19 protein-coding genes and 2 pseudogenes are annotated in these 17,752 nt (G+C 65.8%); 8 read left to right on the forward strand and 13 right to left on the reverse strand.

Going from position 1 to position 17,752, the window contains the following annotated elements; genetic code table 11:
- Both VF649_RS03285 and VF649_RS03290 read left to right on the forward strand, forming a co-directional pair.
- A pseudogene (locus tag VF649_RS03285) lies at positions 1 to 289 on the forward strand (sensor histidine kinase); the annotation flags it as partial.
- 93 nt (positions 290 to 382) lie between these two features.
- On the forward strand, positions 383 to 511 hold the full coding sequence (locus VF649_RS03290; RefSeq protein WP_331010530.1) for an entericidin A/B family lipoprotein: 129 nt from the start codon (positions 383 to 385) through the stop codon (positions 509 to 511).
- Positions 512 to 574: 63 nt separating this feature from the next.
- On the opposite strand, the gene tatC is transcribed toward VF649_RS03290, so the two are convergent.
- From tatC to VF649_RS03355, 13 genes are all read right to left on the reverse strand, one after another.
- Complete coding sequence (gene tatC, locus VF649_RS03295; protein WP_331010546.1) at positions 575 to 1,339, reverse strand: twin-arginine translocase subunit TatC; 765 nt, start codon at positions 1,337 to 1,339, stop codon at positions 575 to 577.
- A complete protein-coding gene (gene tatB / locus VF649_RS03300) occupies positions 1,339 to 1,755 on the reverse strand; it encodes a Sec-independent protein translocase protein TatB (protein WP_331010531.1) in 417 nt (138 codons plus the stop codon). Before tatB ends, tatC begins: the two co-directional genes overlap by 1 nt.
- Positions 1,756 to 1,850: 95 nt before the next feature.
- Positions 1,851 to 2,096, reverse strand: coding sequence for a twin-arginine translocase TatA/TatE family subunit (locus VF649_RS03305; RefSeq protein ID WP_331010532.1), 246 nt, complete (start codon positions 2,094 to 2,096; stop codon positions 1,851 to 1,853).
- A gap of 26 nt (positions 2,097 to 2,122) precedes the next feature.
- Positions 2,123 to 2,707: an SMC-Scp complex subunit ScpB gene (scpB, locus tag VF649_RS03310; protein WP_331010533.1), complete on the reverse strand. Its 585-nt coding sequence runs from the start codon at positions 2,705 to 2,707 to the stop codon at positions 2,123 to 2,125.
- Positions 2,704 to 3,501, reverse strand: coding sequence for a segregation and condensation protein A (locus VF649_RS03315; RefSeq protein WP_414713632.1), 798 nt, complete (start codon positions 3,499 to 3,501; stop codon positions 2,704 to 2,706). Before VF649_RS03315 ends, scpB begins: the two co-directional genes overlap by 4 nt.
- Positions 3,455 to 4,462, reverse strand: coding sequence for a beta-N-acetylhexosaminidase (nagZ, locus tag VF649_RS03320; protein WP_331010535.1), 1,008 nt, complete (start codon positions 4,460 to 4,462; stop codon positions 3,455 to 3,457). Before nagZ ends, VF649_RS03315 begins: the two co-directional genes overlap by 47 nt.
- A 65-nt stretch (positions 4,463 to 4,527) precedes the next feature.
- On the reverse strand, positions 4,528 to 5,334 hold the full coding sequence (locus tag VF649_RS03325) for an SPOR domain-containing protein (RefSeq protein ID WP_331010536.1): 807 nt from the start codon (positions 5,332 to 5,334) through the stop codon (positions 4,528 to 4,530).
- Complete coding sequence (gene argS, locus VF649_RS03330) at positions 5,334 to 7,061, reverse strand: arginine--tRNA ligase (protein WP_331010547.1); 1,728 nt, start codon at positions 7,059 to 7,061, stop codon at positions 5,334 to 5,336. The genes VF649_RS03325 and argS overlap by 1 nt, the downstream gene beginning before the upstream one ends.
- A gap of 194 nt (positions 7,062 to 7,255) precedes the next feature.
- On the reverse strand, positions 7,256 to 7,624 hold the full coding sequence (locus VF649_RS03335; protein WP_331010537.1) for a hypothetical protein: 369 nt from the start codon (positions 7,622 to 7,624) through the stop codon (positions 7,256 to 7,258).
- 182 nt (positions 7,625 to 7,806) lie between these two features.
- Complete coding sequence (locus VF649_RS03340) at positions 7,807 to 8,565, reverse strand: alpha/beta fold hydrolase (RefSeq protein ID WP_331010538.1); 759 nt, start codon at positions 8,563 to 8,565, stop codon at positions 7,807 to 7,809.
- Positions 8,559 to 9,041: a GFA family protein gene (locus VF649_RS03345; protein ID WP_331010539.1), complete on the reverse strand. Its 483-nt coding sequence runs from the start codon at positions 9,039 to 9,041 to the stop codon at positions 8,559 to 8,561. Before VF649_RS03345 ends, VF649_RS03340 begins: the two co-directional genes overlap by 7 nt.
- Positions 9,019 to 10,089, reverse strand: coding sequence for an aspartate-semialdehyde dehydrogenase (locus tag VF649_RS03350; protein WP_331010540.1), 1,071 nt, complete (start codon positions 10,087 to 10,089; stop codon positions 9,019 to 9,021). Before VF649_RS03350 ends, VF649_RS03345 begins: the two co-directional genes overlap by 23 nt.
- Before the next feature lie 199 nt (positions 10,090 to 10,288).
- Positions 10,289 to 11,290, reverse strand: coding sequence for an NAD(P)H-quinone oxidoreductase (locus VF649_RS03355; protein WP_331010541.1), 1,002 nt, complete (start codon positions 11,288 to 11,290; stop codon positions 10,289 to 10,291).
- A 103-nt stretch (positions 11,291 to 11,393) separates the two neighbouring features.
- On the opposite strand from VF649_RS03355, the gene VF649_RS03360 reads away from it, so the two are divergent.
- The 6 genes and pseudogenes from VF649_RS03360 to VF649_RS03385 all read left to right on the forward strand — a co-directional run.
- Complete coding sequence (locus VF649_RS03360; protein ID WP_331010548.1) at positions 11,394 to 11,591, forward strand: DUF1192 domain-containing protein; 198 nt, start codon at positions 11,394 to 11,396, stop codon at positions 11,589 to 11,591.
- Positions 11,592 to 11,725: 134 nt separating this feature from the next.
- Positions 11,726 to 14,125, forward strand: a complete 2,400-nt coding sequence (gene clpA / locus VF649_RS03365) for an ATP-dependent Clp protease ATP-binding subunit ClpA (protein ID WP_331010542.1) — start codon at positions 11,726 to 11,728, stop codon at positions 14,123 to 14,125.
- A gap of 192 nt (positions 14,126 to 14,317) precedes the next feature.
- Positions 14,318 to 15,061, forward strand: a complete 744-nt coding sequence (locus VF649_RS03370; RefSeq protein ID WP_414713633.1) for a hypothetical protein — start codon at positions 14,318 to 14,320, stop codon at positions 15,059 to 15,061.
- Positions 15,061 to 16,245: a M48 family metalloprotease gene (locus tag VF649_RS03375; protein WP_331010544.1), complete on the forward strand. Its 1,185-nt coding sequence runs from the start codon at positions 15,061 to 15,063 to the stop codon at positions 16,243 to 16,245. The genes VF649_RS03370 and VF649_RS03375 overlap by 1 nt, the downstream gene beginning before the upstream one ends.
- Positions 16,242 to 16,853, forward strand: coding sequence for a hypothetical protein (locus VF649_RS03380; RefSeq protein ID WP_331010545.1), 612 nt, complete (start codon positions 16,242 to 16,244; stop codon positions 16,851 to 16,853). Before VF649_RS03375 ends, VF649_RS03380 begins: the two co-directional genes overlap by 4 nt.
- 305 nt (positions 16,854 to 17,158) lie before the next feature.
- Positions 17,159 to 17,752 (forward strand): annotated as a pseudogene (locus VF649_RS03385) (DNA-directed RNA polymerase subunit beta); the annotation flags it as partial.

Below are 17,752 nucleotides of genomic sequence, written 5' to 3' on the forward strand. Positions count from 1 at the left end.
CCCGGTCGCGTTCCTTGTCACGGAGATCGTCGAGGTCGCGATGCTGGCCGATCCGCGCGGCAAGGTGCTGATCGCGCTGCAACCTGCCGATCGTCCCGACCGGGCGACCCTGTCGATCGCCGCGGCGGCGTTGGCCGGCGCGCCGGACCGGCCCAGCGCTCCCAGCGAACGCTTCCGCCGCGTGATCGAAGGTCTCTCGCGACAGCTTCGCAGCAAGCTGGCGATCGACGAGATCCTTGGCAGCTATGCGATCGAGATCAGCATTTCCCCGGATACCGACGACGATTGACGGGAGTATCGACACGGAGGCGGAACAAGATCCGGCATCGGGCATTCCTCCTTTGGCCTCCGCACGGATGGTACAGAATTGGGAGTTCAGATTATGGTGCGTAAGATCGTCGCGATCGCCCTCGTCACGGGCAGCTTCATGGTTTCGGCCTGCAACACGGTCGAAGGCGCTGGCAAGGACGTGAAGTCCGCGGGTCAGGCTGTCGAGAACGTCGCCAAGTAAGCCCCATCCAGGGCTTAACGAAAACCCCGCCGGTGCGAACCGGCGGGGTTTTTCATGGGCGGATCATTCCGTCGCCGCTTCCTCGGCAAACTTCCGGCGGCGTTTCTCGGTAAAGAAGATCGCAATCAGCGCGAATTCATACAGGATCACCAACGGCACGGCGAGCATCAGCTGCGATACCACGTCCGGGGGCGTCAGCACCGCCGCGATCCCGAACGCCGCCACGATCGCATAGCGCCGCCCGGCTTTCAGCTGCGCCCGCGTCACCAATCCCGCGGTTTCCAGCAGCATCAGCAGCACCGGCAGCAGGAACGCCACGCCGAAACCGAACAGGAATTTGGTGACGAAGCTCAGATAATTGCCGACACCCGGCAAGGCATCCTGCTGAACACCGCCGATATTGCCCTGATATCCCAGCAGGAAGTGCAGCGCGATCGGCATTGCGACATAATAGGCCAGCGCGGCGCCCATCAGGAACAGCACCGGGGTCAGCAGCAGGAACGGGAAGAAGGCGCGCTTCTCGTTCTTGTACAAGCCCGGCGCGATGAACTGCCAGATCTGGTTGGCGATGACCGGGAAGGCCAGCATCGTCGCTGCAAAGAAGGCGACCTTCAGTTCGACGAAGAATGCCTCGAAGATGTCGGTGTAGATCAGGCGCCCCTGCCCCGCCATCAGCAGGGGTTGCACCAGAAAGGCAAAGATCGGCCGGGCGAAATACAGGCAGATGCCGAACGCCGCCGCCAGTGCCGCGATCGACCACAGCAACCGCCGTCGCAGTTCGATCAGATGATCCAGCAGCGGCGCACGCGACTCGTCGATATCGTCGATCACGGCCGTTCTACCGGGCTGGATTGCAGCTGTTCGGGTTCGGACGCGGCCGGTGGGTGGTCAGCGACAGGACCGGCGACATATGGCACGTCGCTGGCCGGCGCCGGGTGCGCCACGTCGGCGGCCGGCGCCGGCAACATCGGATCGCCCGTCGCGAACGTGGCGTCGTGCGCCTCTTCTGCGGGATGTTCGCGCATGATGCGGGCATTTTCCTTCGCCCAGGTTTCTTCCATTTCCTTCAATTCCGCTTCCCGCACCATCTCGTCGAAACTGGCGCGGAAATGGCGACCGACTCCGCGTATCTTGGCCACGAACTGCCCCACCGTCCGCATGGCACGCGGAAGATCCTTCGGGCCGATCACGACCAGCGCCACGACGGCGCACAGCAGCAATTCGGTCGGTGCGATGTCGAACACGGCAGTCTTCACCCCACAAAAACGATGTCCGCCGCCCGGTCTGCGGGCGGCGGCTGCATGACATCATCGCCGGCCCGTCCGGCGGGCCCGGTCGATCAGACTTGCGGGCGATCATCCTTCATCGGATGCAGGTCGCGCTGCGCCGTCGGTTCGACCGGCGGCTGTGCCTGGAGCCGTGCAGAAGGCTTGGCGGGCACCTCGTCATCGTCCTCGGCCATGCCTTTCTTGAACTGTTTCACGCCCTTGGCGACATCTCCCATCATATTGGAGAAGCGGCCGCCGCCCAGCAGCAAGATCGCGACAACGGCAAAGATCAGGATATGCGGGAGCGAGATGCCCATGGTCAGTCTCCTATTGTCCCCCCTATCTAGTCGTCATCGCCTCCGCTTTCCACCTCTAGCTGCGTGGCCGCGAAATCGACGGGGTCCAGCAGCCCGGCGGCCCGCAGATCGTCGATCCCCGGCAGGTCACGGCGCGACGCCAGGCCGAAATGCGCGAGGAAGTTGGGCGTGGTCGCAAAGATCAGCGGGCGTCCGGGCACCTCGCGCCGTCCGGCCGGGCGGATCCAGCCGGCCTGCATCAACACGTCCAGTGTCCCGCGCGATGTCTGAACTCCGCGGATCGCCTCGATCTCCGCGCGGCTGACCGGTTCGTGATAAGCGATGATCGCCAGCGTCTCGACCGCGGCACGCGACATGCGGCGAGGCTCGTCCCGCTCGCGGCGCAGGATATGCGCCAGATCGGGCGCGGTCTGGAACAGCCAGCGCCCGCCGCGTTCGACCAGCTCCACCCCGCGGCCGGCATAGCGCGCCTGCAACCGCGTCAGCGCTGACGCCACGCCGTCCGCGGTGCCGATGGCCACCGCCAACTGGGAAAGGGTGAGCGGCGACTCGGCTGCGAACAGGACCGCCTCGATCGCGCGATCAACGGAATCGGCGGCCGGATCGGTCATGGCGCGCGCAATCGCAACGGCGCGAACGCTTCCGCCTGGTCCAGCACGACCCGCCCCTGCCGCGCCAGTTCCAGCGCCGCCAGGAACGAGGATGCCAGTGCCGACCGCCGAAGGTCACCCGTCCCGCCCGGCGGCACGCAGCGGCGCAGGTCGGTCCAGCCCGGCGCCGTCCCCAGCATCGCGACCAGCCGCGCCAGCGCCTGGTCCAGCGTCATCACCGGCCGGCGGCGCACCAGATGCACCACGGGTGCTGTCCGCCGCTTCACGACGCCATAGGCCGCGATCAGGTCATACAGCGACGCATCCCATAGCGGACGCCGCACCACCGCCAGCCCCTCCGGCGCGCCGCGCGGAAAGACATCGCGTCCGATCCGGTCGCGCGCCATCAGCCGCGCACCCGCCTCCCGCATCGCATCCAGCCGTTGCAGGCGCAGTTGCAGGCGGAGCGCCATCTCCTCCGGATCGGGGTCCGCCTCCGGATCGCGCGGCAGCAGCAGCGCGGATTTCAGATAGGCCAGCCAGGCCGCCATCACCAGCCAGTCGGCCGCGACCTCCAGCCGCAACGCATCCGCGCGCGCCTGCGCGTGCGCCAGCCAGTCCAGATATTGCTCGACCAGCGCCAGGATCGACAGTTCGCGCAGATCCACCTTCTGCGTCCGGGCGAGTGTGAGCAGCAGGTCGAGCGGCCCTTCCCATCCGTCGAGTTCCAGCGTCAGCCGGTCGTCCGGCGGTGCGTCCACGCCGCGGTCAGGCGAGCGCCAGCAACGCGTCCCGCCGCGCCGCCAGCATGTCATGATCGCTGCCGTCGCCGCCACCCGCGACCGTCGCCATGGCGCGGTCCAGCCGTTCGCGCGCTTGGTCGCTGATGGCGCCGACGCCCTGAACGCAGGCGATCATCTCGGCCATGTCACCCGAACAATGCAGCGCCACGTCGCACCCCGCCGCGATCACGCCGCCCGCGCGCGCGCCATAATCCCCCCCCAGCGCCCGCATGCCGAGATCGTCCGACATCAGCAGTCCGTCGAATCCGATCTGCCCGCGGATGATGTCGCCGATCACGATCGGCGACAGGCTGGCGCACCGTTCCGGATCCCAGGCGCGGTAGACGACATGCGCGGTCATCGCCATCGGGGCGCGCGCCAGCGCGCGGAACGGCAGCAGGTCGGTTTCCAGCGCGTCTGCGCTCGCATCGACCACCGGCAGTTCAAGGTGGCTGTCGACCAGCGCGCGGCCATGGCCGGGAATATGCTTCACCACCGCGACCACGCCGGCGCGCGCCAGCCCGTCGATCGTGGCGCGGCCCAGCGCCGCCACCTGCATCGGTTCCGCGACCAGCGCGCGGTCGCCGATGATGTCGTGCGCGCCGGGCTGTGCGACGTCCAGCAGCGGCAGGCAATCGACCGTGATCCCGGCCTCCGCCAGCACCGCGCCGATCGCCTGCGCACTGGCCAGCATCGCTTCGATCGCGGAGATCGGCGCGCGATCATAGAGCGGCCCGAACGCGGCACCGGGCGGGAACGCCGGCCAGATCGGCGGCTGCATCCGCGCGACACGCCCGCCCTCCTGATCGATCAGGATCGGCACATCGGCGCGCCCGGACAGCAGACGCAGATCATCGGTCAACCGGCGCACTTGCGTGCGGTCGACCACGTTGCGCCGGAACAGGATGAACCCCGCCGGATCGCATTCCGCGAAAAAGGCGCGTTCCTCGGCGGACAATTCGGGCCCCGCCAGGCCCAGGATCAACGGTGTCATGCCGCGGGTCTAACGCCCCATCCGGAAAATCAAACCCCCTCCCGCCGACGAGCGCCGGTACGATGTCAGCCGATGACCGCGCAGGTTTCCCCGGCAACCTTCAACCGCGCGCACAGCGCCCCCGCCTGTCCGCCCGTCGCGCGCAGGCGATAGAGCGTCTTGTCGCCCGCAACGACCGGCGTCACCGTCTTGGCCAGCGGGGCCAGGAAGGTGAAGCGCGTCGACAACGTCTTCCACGCCGCATTGGCCTTGGCCTCGCTGCCGAACGCGCCCAGCTGGATCTGCGCGCCGCCCGTGGCCGGTTCCGCGGCGACGGGTGCAGCGGCCTTGGCGGTCCGGACCGGTGCCGGGGCCGGAGCCGGGGCCGGAGCCGGCTTCACGATTGCGGCCGGCTTTTCAACGGGTGCGGTCCGGGCGGCGGGAACCGCCTTGGGGGCCAGTGGTGCGGCGACAGGGGCCGGCGCGGCGCTTGCGCCGCTGGACGCGGCGTCCGCGGTCGTCACGCTGCCGGTACCGGTGACCGGCGCCTCGGGAATGGCCGACAGGTCGATCGATGCATTGGTTTCCCTGCCGTCACTGGCCGCGAACGCGGTTTCGCCCTCGCCTTCCACCTTCATCCCGCCCGGCTGATCGGGCTTCACCTTGTAATCCCCCTCCGGCGCGGCGATCAGATCGCCCGATCCCTCGGCCGTACCACCGGACCGCAACCAGAATACGCCGCCGATCACCAGCCCCAGCACCAGCAGCACGACCAGCAAGGCGGCGATGGTCTTGCCCATCCCCGGTGCGGACGCACGCTCCTCCTCGACCGGTTCCAGCCAGGGAAGACGATCGCCATCGCCCGCGACCCGTCCCCGATCAAAATCCGACATCAGTGCATCTCCTCCGCCGCCGCGACGCCCATCACGGCCAATCCGTTGCGGATGATCTGCCCGATGGCGGCGGCCAGCGATAGTCGGGCCAGCGTCGTTTCCGGGTCGTTAACCACTAAAAATCGCCGTTCCGGATCGTCATTGCCCCGGTTCCACAGCGCGTGGAACGCCGCGGCCAGATCGGAGAGGTAGAAGGCCACCCGGTGCGGCTCGCGAGTCGTCGCCGCCGCTTCGATGATCCGCGGGAATTGCGCGGCCAGCCGGACCAGCGCCAGTTCCTCCGCGTCCAGCCGCGCCAGATCGGCCGGCGTCGCGACATCGATCCCGGCCTCCACCGCCTTGCGGTGGACCGACCGGATCCGCGCATGCGCATATTGCACGTAGAAGACCGGATTTTCCTTCGATGCCTCGACCACCTTGGCAAAGTCGAAATCCATCTGCGCATCGGCCCGCCGCGTCAGCATGGTGAAACGGACGACATCCTTGCCGACCTCCTCCACCACATCGGCCAGCGTCACGAAGCTGCCCGACCGTTTCGACATCTTCACCGGTTCGCCGTCGCGCAGCAGCCGCACCATCTGCACCAGCTTGATGTCCAGCGGCACGCGGCCACCGGTCAGCGCCTGTACCGCCGCCTGCACGCGCTTGACGGTGCCGGCATGATCCGCGCCCCAGATGTCGACCAGCAGGTCGGCGTTCTCCGCCTTCTGCGCATGATAGGCCAGGTCGTTGCCGAAATAGGTATAGGCGCCGTCCGCCTTCCGCACCGGCCGGTCGCTGTCGTCGCCGAACCGCGTCGCACGGAACAGCGTCATCTCGACCGGTTCCCAGTCGTCCGGCACCTCGCCCTTCGGCGCCTCCAGCACGCCTTCATAGACCAGCCCTTCGGCCCGCAGCCGGTCGAGCGCGGCAACGACCTTGCCGTCCGACTGCACCTTGGCCTCTGACGAGAAGACGTCATGGACGATGCCGAGCAGCGCCAGATCGGCGCGGATCATGTCCATCATCGCCGCCACCGTGCGCGTGCGGAACAGCGGCAGCCACTCCGCCTCCGGCGCACCGACATAGCGATCGCCATATTCGGCCGCCAACGCCGCCCCAATCGGCTTCAGATAGTCGCCGGGATACAGGCCTTCCGGAATCGTCACCGTCTCGCCCAGCGCCTCGCGGTAGCGCAGATGCGCGGAGCGCCCCAGCGTCTCGACCTGCGATCCCGCATCGTTGACATAATATTCGCGCGTCACCGCATGGCCGGCATATTCCAGCAGGCTGGCCAGCGCATCGCCGACCACCGCGCCGCGGCAATGGCCCATGTGCATCGGCCCGGTCGGATTGGCGGACACATATTCGACATTGACGCGCGCGCCCTGCCCCAGCGTCGACCGCCCATAATCGCCGGCGTCGGCCAGGATGGTCCGCAATTCCCCGCGCCACAGATCGGGGTCGAGCCGCAGGTTCATGAATCCGGGGCCGGCGATCTCCACCGCGGTGACACCCGGCAACGCCTCCAGCCTGGGTGCGATCAGCGCCGCCAGCGCGCGCGGGTTGGTCCCGGCCGGCTTCGCCAGCACCATCGCCGCATTGGTCGCCAGATCGCCGTGGCTGGCATCCCGCGGCGGCTCCACCGCGATATTCGCGCGGTTCAACCCCGCGGGCAACGCCGCTTCGGCCTCCAGCGCATCGAGAACGGTGCCGATATCGGCGGCAAAACGGGCATAGAGGCTCAAGGCAGGTTCCGGCATTGACAGCAGAGCCTACCCCATAGGCGATAAGACGGGCCGCCGTCATCCCCGCGTTCCAAGGGCGGCCGATGCGGTTCGAGACTGTCCAAGTCGGATCGTGGAATTTGGAGGTGAACGTCGGAGTGTGGTGGAGAACCGACCGACCCGTTTCAGGCCTGACGCGGGCATTCCGGACCGCCTTACGGCTTGATCCCGCTTGGACGGTAGCTTGCCAATTTGTCTAGATCCGCCTCTTCTGCGTGCATTAAGGTCAACTCAAACCCCGGATGTTCCTCGCTCGGGATGATGACCTTTCCAGCAAGGTCTTCGGAAACTAGGGTCCATACGTTGGACGTCGCGCCGTCGAACCGCGACGCGTCGGTCTCCAACGTCATCAAGACGTGGCACTCAAAATGCTCAGCGGGGTCCGAGGCGATCATCCATGTCAGTTGGTCACGTAAACTCGTCAGGGCTGCCCGATTGCCGTAGGCCGTCAAGCCTTCAGCGGTCAGCGATAAACACAGCCGAGCCGTTCCATCGGGTGCCGGTGCCTCTTGCTGGTTAGTCATAGCAACTCAGATCCCCGATGTCTGGTTTCGGGCGTAGCAGACTAGTGCGAGAGCGACGATGATTGGGGGTGGGTTCAAGCGGTCATCGCAATTCTAAAGTGCGGCGCGTTGATCCAGCACCAAGCTTCAACGTCGCAAACCGGTCGCAGCGGCGGATGCCTCCGCGTGCAGCCGACCGCCAATCACGCCGCCCCCAGCCACTCCGTCATCGCGCGCCCGAGTTCCGGCTTCACGACGGCACTCATGTGATTACCCGGCACTTCGACATAGCGCCCCTGAGGCAGCAATTCGGCCAGCGCCGCCGACGATCCGTTGTCATCGTCCTCCGCGCCCGACACCACCAGCACCGGCCGGTCGATCGCGGCGATGTCGGCCGCGGCCGTATCCACGAAGCTGTCGAGCAGCGGCAGCAACGCCTTCGGATCGCCGCCGCTGGTCTTCAGGAACGCTTCCGCCATCCACTCCGGCGTGCCGCGTTGAAACGTGCCGATGCCGGTCAGGATGCGCCGGAAATGCGCGGCGCGGGTTCCGGTATCCAGCAGGCCCTGATACCCCATGCCGGACAGGATCACCCGGCCCGGTTCGGCCCCGCGCACCAGCATCCGCACCGCGGTCCGCGCGCCCAGCGAATAGCCGCCCAGATCATAGTCGCCGAGCCCCAGCTGCGCGACCAGCGCCTCGGCATCCTCCGCCAAAATGTCAGGCGGGTAGCATGCCGGATCGTGCGGCGCGGCGCTGTCGCCATGCGCGCGCAGGTCCGGCATGATGACGCGGTAACCCAACGCCGCGATCCGGGCGGCATGGCCGAACTTGATCCAATTGGTGTCCGCGGACGAAAACAGCCCGTGGATCAGGATCAGCGGACGCCCGCCGCCAATCTCGTGCCAGGCCAGCGTCGTGCCGTCGGCCGCGCTATAATGGTGGGTGGTGGGGGTCAGCATCCGGCTCCTTCGGCACGCGCCGCTCTCCAGGCGGCCAGATCGTCCGGCTGCGTGGCATGCGTCGGCAAGGCAGGATCCAATATCACCCAGGGCCGCCTGCGCGAAACCCAGATATGCGCGGTCGGCGTCGCCCAGGTCGGATCGTCGAGCGAACCGCCCTTCACGCTCACCCAGTCCGGCGACAGGCTGTCGATATGGAACACCCGCGTTCCGCAATAGTCGCAGAAGACGCAGCTGGTCCGCGTGCCGAAATCGGTCCCCCGATCCCAACGCTTGACCGGGCCCGTGACCACGAAATCCACCCGCCGCACGGTCAGCGACAGCCCGAATGCGCTCGCCGACTGCCGCTGGCATTCGCGGCAATGGCAGGCATGGCAGGACGGCTGCGGCCCGTCGATCCGGTACCGCACCGCCCCGCACTGACACCCGCCGGTGCGCAGCGCCGCGTCGGCGTCAGTCGGCGTCCGGCTCTTCATCCGGGTCCGCTTCCAGATGCTGCATGTCCTTCTTCAGATGCCGCCGCCCGAGCAGTTCGGCGATCTGCACCGCGTTCAGGGCCGCACCCTTGCGCAGATTGTCGCTGACGCACCACAGCATCAGGCCGTTCTCGACCGTCGGATCCTCGCGCACGCGGCTGACGAAGGTGGCGAATTCCCCGACACACTCGACCGGTGTGATGTATCCGCCGTCCTCGCGCTTGTCGATCAGCATGATCCCCGGCGCCTCGCGCAGGATATTCTGCGCGTCCTCGGCCGACAATTCGCGCTCCAGTTCGATGGAGATGGCCTCGGAATGGCCGACGAACACCGGCACGCGCACACAGGTGGCCACCACCTTGATCTTCGGGTCCAGGATCTTCTTGGTCTCGACCACCATCTTCCATTCTTCCTTGGTGAACCCGTCATCCAGGAAGACGTCGATATGCGGAATCACGTTGAACGCGATCTGCTTGGTGAACTTGTGCGGCTCGGCCGGATCGCCGACGAAGATGTTGCGGCTTTGCTCGAACAGTTCATCCATCCCCTGCTTGCCGGCGCCCGACACGGATTGATAGGTCGAAACCACCACGCGCTTGATCGTCGCGGCGTCATGTAATGGCTTCAGCGCCACCACCATCTGCGCCGTCGAACAGTTCGGGTTGGCGATGATGTTCTTGCGGCGATACCCGTCGATCGCGTCCGGGTTCACCTCCGGCACGATCAGCGGCACGTCCGGGTCCATGCGATACAGCGAACTGTTGTCGATGACGACGCAGCCGGCCGCCGCAGCCTTCGGCGCATACACCGCGGTGGCTTCCGATCCGATCGCGAACAGCGCCATGTCCCAGCCGGCCCAGTCGAAATGCTCGATATTCTGGACCTTCAGCTGCTTGCCGGTCTCGCCGAAATCGACCTTGTTACCCTGGCTGCGCGACGATGCGACCACCGCGATCTCGTCGATCGGGAATTCCCGCTCCGCCAGGATGTTGAGCATTTCCCGCCCGACATTGCCCGTGGCACCTGCCACGACGACCCGATAACCCATAGCCTCGCTCCGATACTGCGTCGGTCGGGCGGTTTAGGGAACAAGCGCGGTTTGTCTACTGTTTTGGGGCTTGCCGCCCTGCAACTTCCGCTTGGGCAAGCCCTCGTCCCCGCGCAGGCCGGGAGCTCCCGCAGGCAAAGCGCCCATGCCAAACCCCAGCGAGGTCGCCGCCTCCGCCGGAATGACGCGGGGTCCGTAATCACCCCATCGTCAGGACGACCTTCCCGACATGGTCGCCCGCTTCCAGATACGCATGCGCCGCGGCCGCCTCGGCCAGCGGGAATGTTCGGTCGATGATCGGCTTCAACCGGCCTTCCTCGACATGCGGCCACACCTGTCGGCTCAACTCGTCCGCCACCAGCGACTTGAACCCGACCGATCGTGCGCGCAGCGTCGAACCGGTCAGCGTGAGCCGACGCTTCATCACGTCCCAGATCTGGAAGCTCGCCTCCGCCCCGCGTTGCGAAGCGATCGACACATGGCGGCCGTCATCGGCCAGACAAGCGAGGTTGCGGGCGAAATAATCGCCGCCGATCATGTCCAGCACCGCATCCACGCCGCGCCCTTCGGTCAGCCGCTGCACCTCCGCTACGAAATCCTGCGTGCGGTAATTGATGGCATGCGCCGCGCCGATCTCCAGCGCACGGTCACACTTGGCGTCCGATCCCGCGGTCACGATCACGGTCAGGCCGAAGATGCGGCCGAGCAGGATCGCCATCGTGCCTATTCCGCTGGTCCCGCCATGGACCAGCACCGTGTCGCCCTCCATCGCATAGGCGCGCTCGAACAAATTGGTCCACACGGTGAACAGCGTTTCGGGCAGCGCCGCCGCCTCCACCATGGACAGCGCCGCCGGCACGGGCAGGCACTGCCCCGCCGGCGCCACCGCATATTCGGCATAGCCGCCGCCGGTAATCAGCGCGCAGACCGGCTGGCCCGGAAACAGGGTCGCAACCTCGGTACCGCACGCGACGACCGTGCCGGAAACCTCCAGCCCGGGGATCGACGGCGCACCGGGCGGCGGCGGATATTTGCCCGCGCGCTGCATCAGGTCGGGCCGGTTCACGCCGGCGGCGGCAACCTGGATCAACACCTCGTTCGCGCCGGGCACCGGCACGGGCCGTTCGACCGGACGCAGGATGTCGGGTCCGCCGGCCTCGTCCGGATCGATGGCGATCATCCGTTCGGGCAGTACCGCCATCATTCCCCCTGACGACCGTCGCGACGATCGCGCATCGCGACGTTCATGCAATTCTGTCGACCGGTTTATTGACTTGGGCGCGCGCGCGGTCAACGCTGTCTGCATGGACTCGGAAGAAACTTTTCCGAAACGGTCAGACGATCCGCTAGCGCTGCTGGCGCGGCAGGATCTGGATCCGCTGTCGGTCGCCGAACTGCACGCCCGCATCGCGGTGCTGGAGGCGGAGATCCGGCGAACACGCCAACAGGCCGAACATGCCGTTAACCATCGCGCAACCGCTGATGCGCTATTCAGGCGATGACGAAGCGGAGCTTTCCGACCTGGGACGAAACGCCGCAGCCCGGCGCCACGGACGTCCTTGATCGGCAGGCGCGGCATCACGACATATCGGTGGACGGGGTCGTCCACCTGACGGGCCCCAAGGAGTAGAAGTCCATGCCCTCATTCGCCCGTGAGCTGGAACAGACGCTGCACAATGCGCTGACTGCCGCCAGCACCCGCCGCCACGAATATGCGACGCTCGAACATCTCCTGCTCGCGCTGATCGATGACGATCACGCGTCAAAGGTGATGCTGGCCTGCGGCGTCGAGATCGCCGAACTCAAGGAAGCAGTCACCCTGTATCTGGACACCGAACTCGATGCGTTGAAGGTCGAGGGCAATACCGATCCCTCCCCCACCTCCGGGTTCCAGCGCGTCGTCCAGCGTGCCATTCTCCATGTCCAGTCCTCCGGTCGCGACGAGGTGACCGGCGGCAACGTCCTGGTCGCGCTGTTCAGCGAGCGCGAAAGCTACGCCGTCTTCTTCCTGCAGCAGCAGGACATGAACCGCCTCGATGCGGTCAGCTTCATCAGCCACGGCGTCGGCAAGGCCGGCACCCCCACGGAGTCGCGCGAAGTGAAGGGTGCGGACGAAGAGAAGCCGGCCAGCAAGGACGGCAAGAAGGGCGAAAGCGCCCTGAAGCAGTTCACCGTCAACCTGAACGAGAAGGCCGCGACCGGCAAGATCGACCCGCTGATCGGGCGGTCGTCGGAAGTCGACCGGACCGTCCAGATCCTGTGTCGCCGTTCGAAGAACAACCCGCTCTATGTGGGCGAACCCGGCGTCGGCAAGACCGCGATCGCCGAGGGCTTGGCGCTCAAGATCATCAACGGCGATGTGCCGGAGGTGCTGCTCGAAGCGGTCATCTATTCGCTCGACATGGGCGCGTTGCTCGCCGGCACCCGCTATCGCGGCGATTTCGAGGAGCGGCTGAAGCAGGTCGTGTCGGAGCTGGAGAAGCTGCCGCACGCCGTGCTGTTCATCGACGAGATCCACACCGTGATCGGAGCCGGCGCCACCAGCGGCGGCGCGATGGATGCGTCCAACCTGCTCAAGCCGGCGCTGTCCGGCGGTTCGATCCGTTGCATCGGCTCGACCACGTACAAGGAATTCCGCAACCATTTCGAAAAGGACCGCGCCCTCCTGCGCCGGTTCCAGAAGATCGACGTCAACGAACCCACGGTCGAGGATGCGATCGCCATCCTGACCGGCTTGCGCTCTGCCTATGAGGCGCATCATCACGTCAAATACACGCCCGACGCGATCAAGGCGGCGGTCGAACTGTCGGCGCGCTACATCAACGACCGCAAGCTGCCCGACAAGGCGATCGACGTCGTCGACGAAGCCGGCGCGATGCAGATGCTGGTCGTGGAGTCCAAGCGCAAGAAGGTGATCACGCCCAAGGAGATCGAGGCCGTGATCGCGACGATGGCGCGCATCCCGCCGAAATCCGTCTCGACCGATGATACCAAGGCGCTCGCCACGCTCGAAACCGATCTCAAGCGGGTGGTGTTCGGTCAGGACAAGGCGATCGAACTGCTGTCGTCTGCGATCAAGCTCAGCCGGGCGGGCCTGCGCGATCCCGACAAGCCGATCGGCAACTATCTGTTCTCGGGTCCGACCGGCGTCGGCAAGACCGAGGTCGCGCGCCAGCTGGCCGCGATCCTGGGCATCCCGCTGCAACGCTTCGACATGTCCGAATATATGGAACGCCATTCGGTCAGCCGGCTGATCGGCGCGCCGCCGGGCTATGTCGGCTATGATCAGGGCGGTCTGCTCACCGATGCCGTCGATCAGCATCCGCACAGCGTGCTGCTGCTGGACGAGATCGAGAAAGCGCATCCCGACCTGTTCAACATCCTGTTGCAGGTGATGGACAACGGAAAGCTGACCGATCACCACGGCAAGACCGTCGATTTCCGCAACACCATCCTGATCATGACCACCAATGCCGGCGCGTCCGACATGGCGCGGGAATCGCTCGGCTTCGGTGCGCTCACCCGCGAGGGCGAGGACGAGGAAGCGGTGAAGAAGATGTTCACCCCGGAATTCCGCAACCGGCTGGATGCGATCGTGCCCTTCTCCTACCTGCCGACCGAGGTCATCGCGCGGGTGGTGGAGAAGTTCATTCTTCAGCTCGAACTGCAACTGGCCGATCGCCAGGTGCATATCGCGCTCGATCAGGAAGCGAAGGACTGGCTCACCGCCCGCGGCTACGACAAGCTCTACGGCGCCCGCCCGATGGGCCGCCTGATCCAGGAGAAGGTGAAGCAGCCGCTGGCCGAGGAACTGCTGTTCGGTAAGCTGGTCCATGGCGGCGAGGTCAAGGTGCATGTGAAGGACGGCACGCTCGCCTTCGAAATCACCGCCGCCCCGCCGAAGAAGCCGAAGAAGCGCAAGGCCAGGGTCACCGCCGGTCCCGAAGGCGCCGATGTGGACGCCGAGGAACAGGATTATGACGATGGCGACGTGACGGATGAGACGGACGAGGGTGAAGAACCGGCTGCCGAGTAAGCGGCCCTGCGCGTTGAATTGAGCCCCGGTGAAAGCCGGGGCTTTCTTGTATCGGCTGCTCGCAAACATCTGGCGCAGCGCGATCGGGGGCACCTGACCCTTGACGCCTTTCAAGCCACGGAATAGCCCGGAGGCAATCGGTGATTAGGGGGCTAATCCGCCGAATGCAGGGGGGCTTGCACGATGGCTGGAATGTTGCGGTCGGCGCGTATCGCCGTGGGTTTGACATGCGCGTCGGTCGTCGCGCTCTGCCCGGCGGTCGCGCAGGAAAAATCCGGGATCAAGACGGGGTTCGTCCTCGCGCCCGGCTCCAAGAAGATCCTGCTGATCCGGCCCGCGATCAAGGTCGGCGCGCAATCCACTGGCGGCATGTTCGAACCCAATGCCGATTGGACCGATCAGGCGAAAACCAACATCGGCACCGCGCTGGACCGCGCACAGGGCAAGCTCGGCAACAGCGTCTTCGTCGCTGCGGATCCGGTCGGCCCGGCGGCGGCCACGCTGGCGGAGTATCGCGCCCTATTTTCGACGGTGGCGAGTTCCGTCATCATCTATCAGTTCTTCCCCGGCAACCGCCTGCCTACCAAGAAGCGCAAGGACGCGCCCTTCGAATGGACGCTTGGTCCCGGCGTCGCGAATATTCCGGGTGCCGCCGATGCGGACTATATCCTGTTCCTGGAAACAGAGGATCATTTCGGATCGACGGGACGCAAGGTAGCGCAGATCCTGGCAGGAGGTCTGGGCGTCGGGATCACCTCCGGCGTTCACAAGGGCTATGCCGGGCTGGTCGACGCCCGTACCGGCGACCTCGTCTGGCTGAACGCCGATCGCCAGATGGGCGGCGACGTCCGCGACGGTGACGGCGCGGTGAAGCGCGTGACCCAGTTGCTGGAGGATTTCCCGGGCAGCACGCCCGCCGCCACCGGAACGCAGTGATGCGCCGTTTCCGCTTCACCGCCCTGCTGCTGGCCTGCCTCTCGCTGCAACCGGCAACGGCATTGGCGGCCAAGGCGCGGCCCGCCGTGCTGCCACCCTATGCCGGTGCCTATCAGCCGCAAAGCGTCGACGAACGCGGGTTGTGGGGTGAACTGGACGAGATCGAGCGCAAGCTGCGCGACTCCCCGGCCGTCATCCGGGATGAGCCGCTTACCGGCTATCTGCGCCATGTCCTGTGCGATACCGTCGGCCAGGAACGCTGCGGCGCCGTACGCATCTATGTCGTGCGGGTCGCAGAGATGAATGCCTCGATGACACCCAATGGCGCCATGCAGATCATGAGCGGCCTACTGCTCCGCGTGCGCACCGAAGCGGAACTGGCCGCGGTCATGGCCCATGAATTCGCCCATTTCGAGGAACGGCACACCCTGGCCGGGTTCAAGGCGCAGCGCACGACCGGAGACATCATGGCGTGGGTCGGCCTGTTGGGCGGCTATTCCGGCACGCCGGTCGGCGCCACGCAGGCCAGCCTCTATCGCGCGCTATTCTCCTATGAGCGGAATCAGGAACGCGCCGCGGATATCCATGGCTTTCAATATCTCGCCGCCTCCCGCTACCGTCCCGGTGCCTTTTCGGAGTTCTGGAAACGGATGATGGACGAAGCTGATGCCACCGCCTTCGGGCGGCAGCAGCGCAGTACCCGATATGACCGCACGGCGTTCTTCGCCACGCATCCCACCAGCCTGGAAAGAACAGGATATCTGAAGCAGCTCGCCATCAAGGACGGCGACGACGGCGAGGATGCCACCGAAGCCTTCACCTCGGCCATGGCCAAATGGCGCCCGATCTTTCTGTCGGATCAGCTGAAACGCAATGATTTCGGTGGCAGCGAGTATCTGCTGACCCAGCTTGCCGGCAACGATTGGACACCCGACCTGCTGCTGGCGCGTGGCGAACTGTACCGGATGCGTGGCAATCCGCGTGATCTTGTCGCCGCCGCCACCTTCTACCGCGACGCCATTGGAAAGGGCGCGACCGATCCACTCGCCTATCGCGGGCTCGGTCTCGCATTGCTGCGCACGGGTCAAGCCGCCGAAGGCCGAACCGTGATCGCGGACTATCTGGTCCGCGACCCGAATTGCCAGGACGCGGCCATGCTGCGCAGCCTGATCGAACAGCCATGATGGACCTGCCGACGATGATCTCGTTTCGCCACGCCGCGCTTGCCGTCGCATTGCTGTCGGTCGCCCCTGCCCTCGCCGGCAACACGCTGGTGCCCGCCGGCGCACCGGTGGCTGTGGCCAAATCCGGGTTGACCGTGACGCCGGCCGGTGAATGGAACCGGCTTGGCGCCCGGCCCGGTCGCAATGCCGAAACCTGGACGCGCGACGGCGATCCGCTCAACGATCTGACTTTCTATGGCGGGATCGTCGATGGTCAGCCGATCATCCGCGAAGTCTCCAGGCGCAGCAAGCCGCTTCCGCGATTCGCCGGGACCATGTTGCTCAGCGACGTCCCCGCCCTGTTCGAACAAAGCTACCGGATCGGCTTCGACACGCCGCTGATGGAAATTCAGAAAGTGGAACCGGTTGCCTTTGCCGGTCACAAGGGCGTGCGCTTCACCTATCAGTTCACGCGCCCCGAAGAGGATGTCCGCCGGCTGGGCGAAGGCCATGCTACGATCGTCGCCGGCCGGTTATATATGACGACCTTCGAAGCGCCGGCGATCTTCTATTTCGATCGGGATATCGCGGCCGCACGCGCGATCGCCACCAGCGCAACTCTGCCCTGACCGGGGCTTGGCTTTCCAACAGCGATCGCCTATATCGCTTTCAACAGCCGCTCCAGCTCTCGGGCCAGGCGCGGCGGTCCGGATTTCTCGGGACACGATCCGACTTTGCGCGACGGATCGCGACGCATTGGGAAACCCGGAACAGAGACGACGCTGAAGCTGCGATATCCGAAAGCCCGGATATCGCGGCTTTTCGTCGTTTGGCGCATCTGCGGGCCGGCTTTTCGGAGCGGTGTCCCACGATGAAACGGCTTCGGCCAGCGTTGCAAGGCGCGGCACCGGATTAAGAGCGCGAAGGATCATCCATGGCGACCCAGGCAATTCCCCCCGCGGCACAGGGTGCGGCGAAGAAGCGCATCCGCAAGGTGTTCGGCAACATCCACGAAGTCGTGCAGATGCCGAACCTGATCGAGGTTCAGCGCGAAAGCTACGAGCATTTCCTGCGGTCGCGTCCGGAGGATAATTACGTCTCCGGTCTTGAGAAAACGTTACGCAGCGTCTTCCCGATCCGCGATTTCGCCGGCACCGCCGAGCTGGATTTCGTGAATTACGAACTGGAAGAACCGAAGTTCGATACCGACGAGTGTCGCCAGCGCGGCATCACCTATGCCGCCCCGATGCGCGTCACGCTGCGCCTGATCGTGTTCGAAGTGGATCCGGATACGGAAACCCGCTCCGTGCTCGATATCAAGGAGCAGGACGTCTACATGGGCGACATGCCGCTGATGACGTCGAACGGCACGTTCATCGTCAACGGCACCGAGCGCGTGATCGTCAGCCAGATGCACCGTTCGCCGGGCGTCCTGTTCGATCATGACCGCGGCAAGACGCACGCGTCGGGCAAATATCTGTTCGCCGCGCGGGTCATCCCCTATCGCGGTTCGTGGCTCGATTTTGAA

This window comes from Sphingomonas sp., assembly GCF_036387535.1.
Classification (GTDB): Bacteria; Pseudomonadota; Alphaproteobacteria; order Sphingomonadales; family Sphingomonadaceae; genus Sphingomonas_R.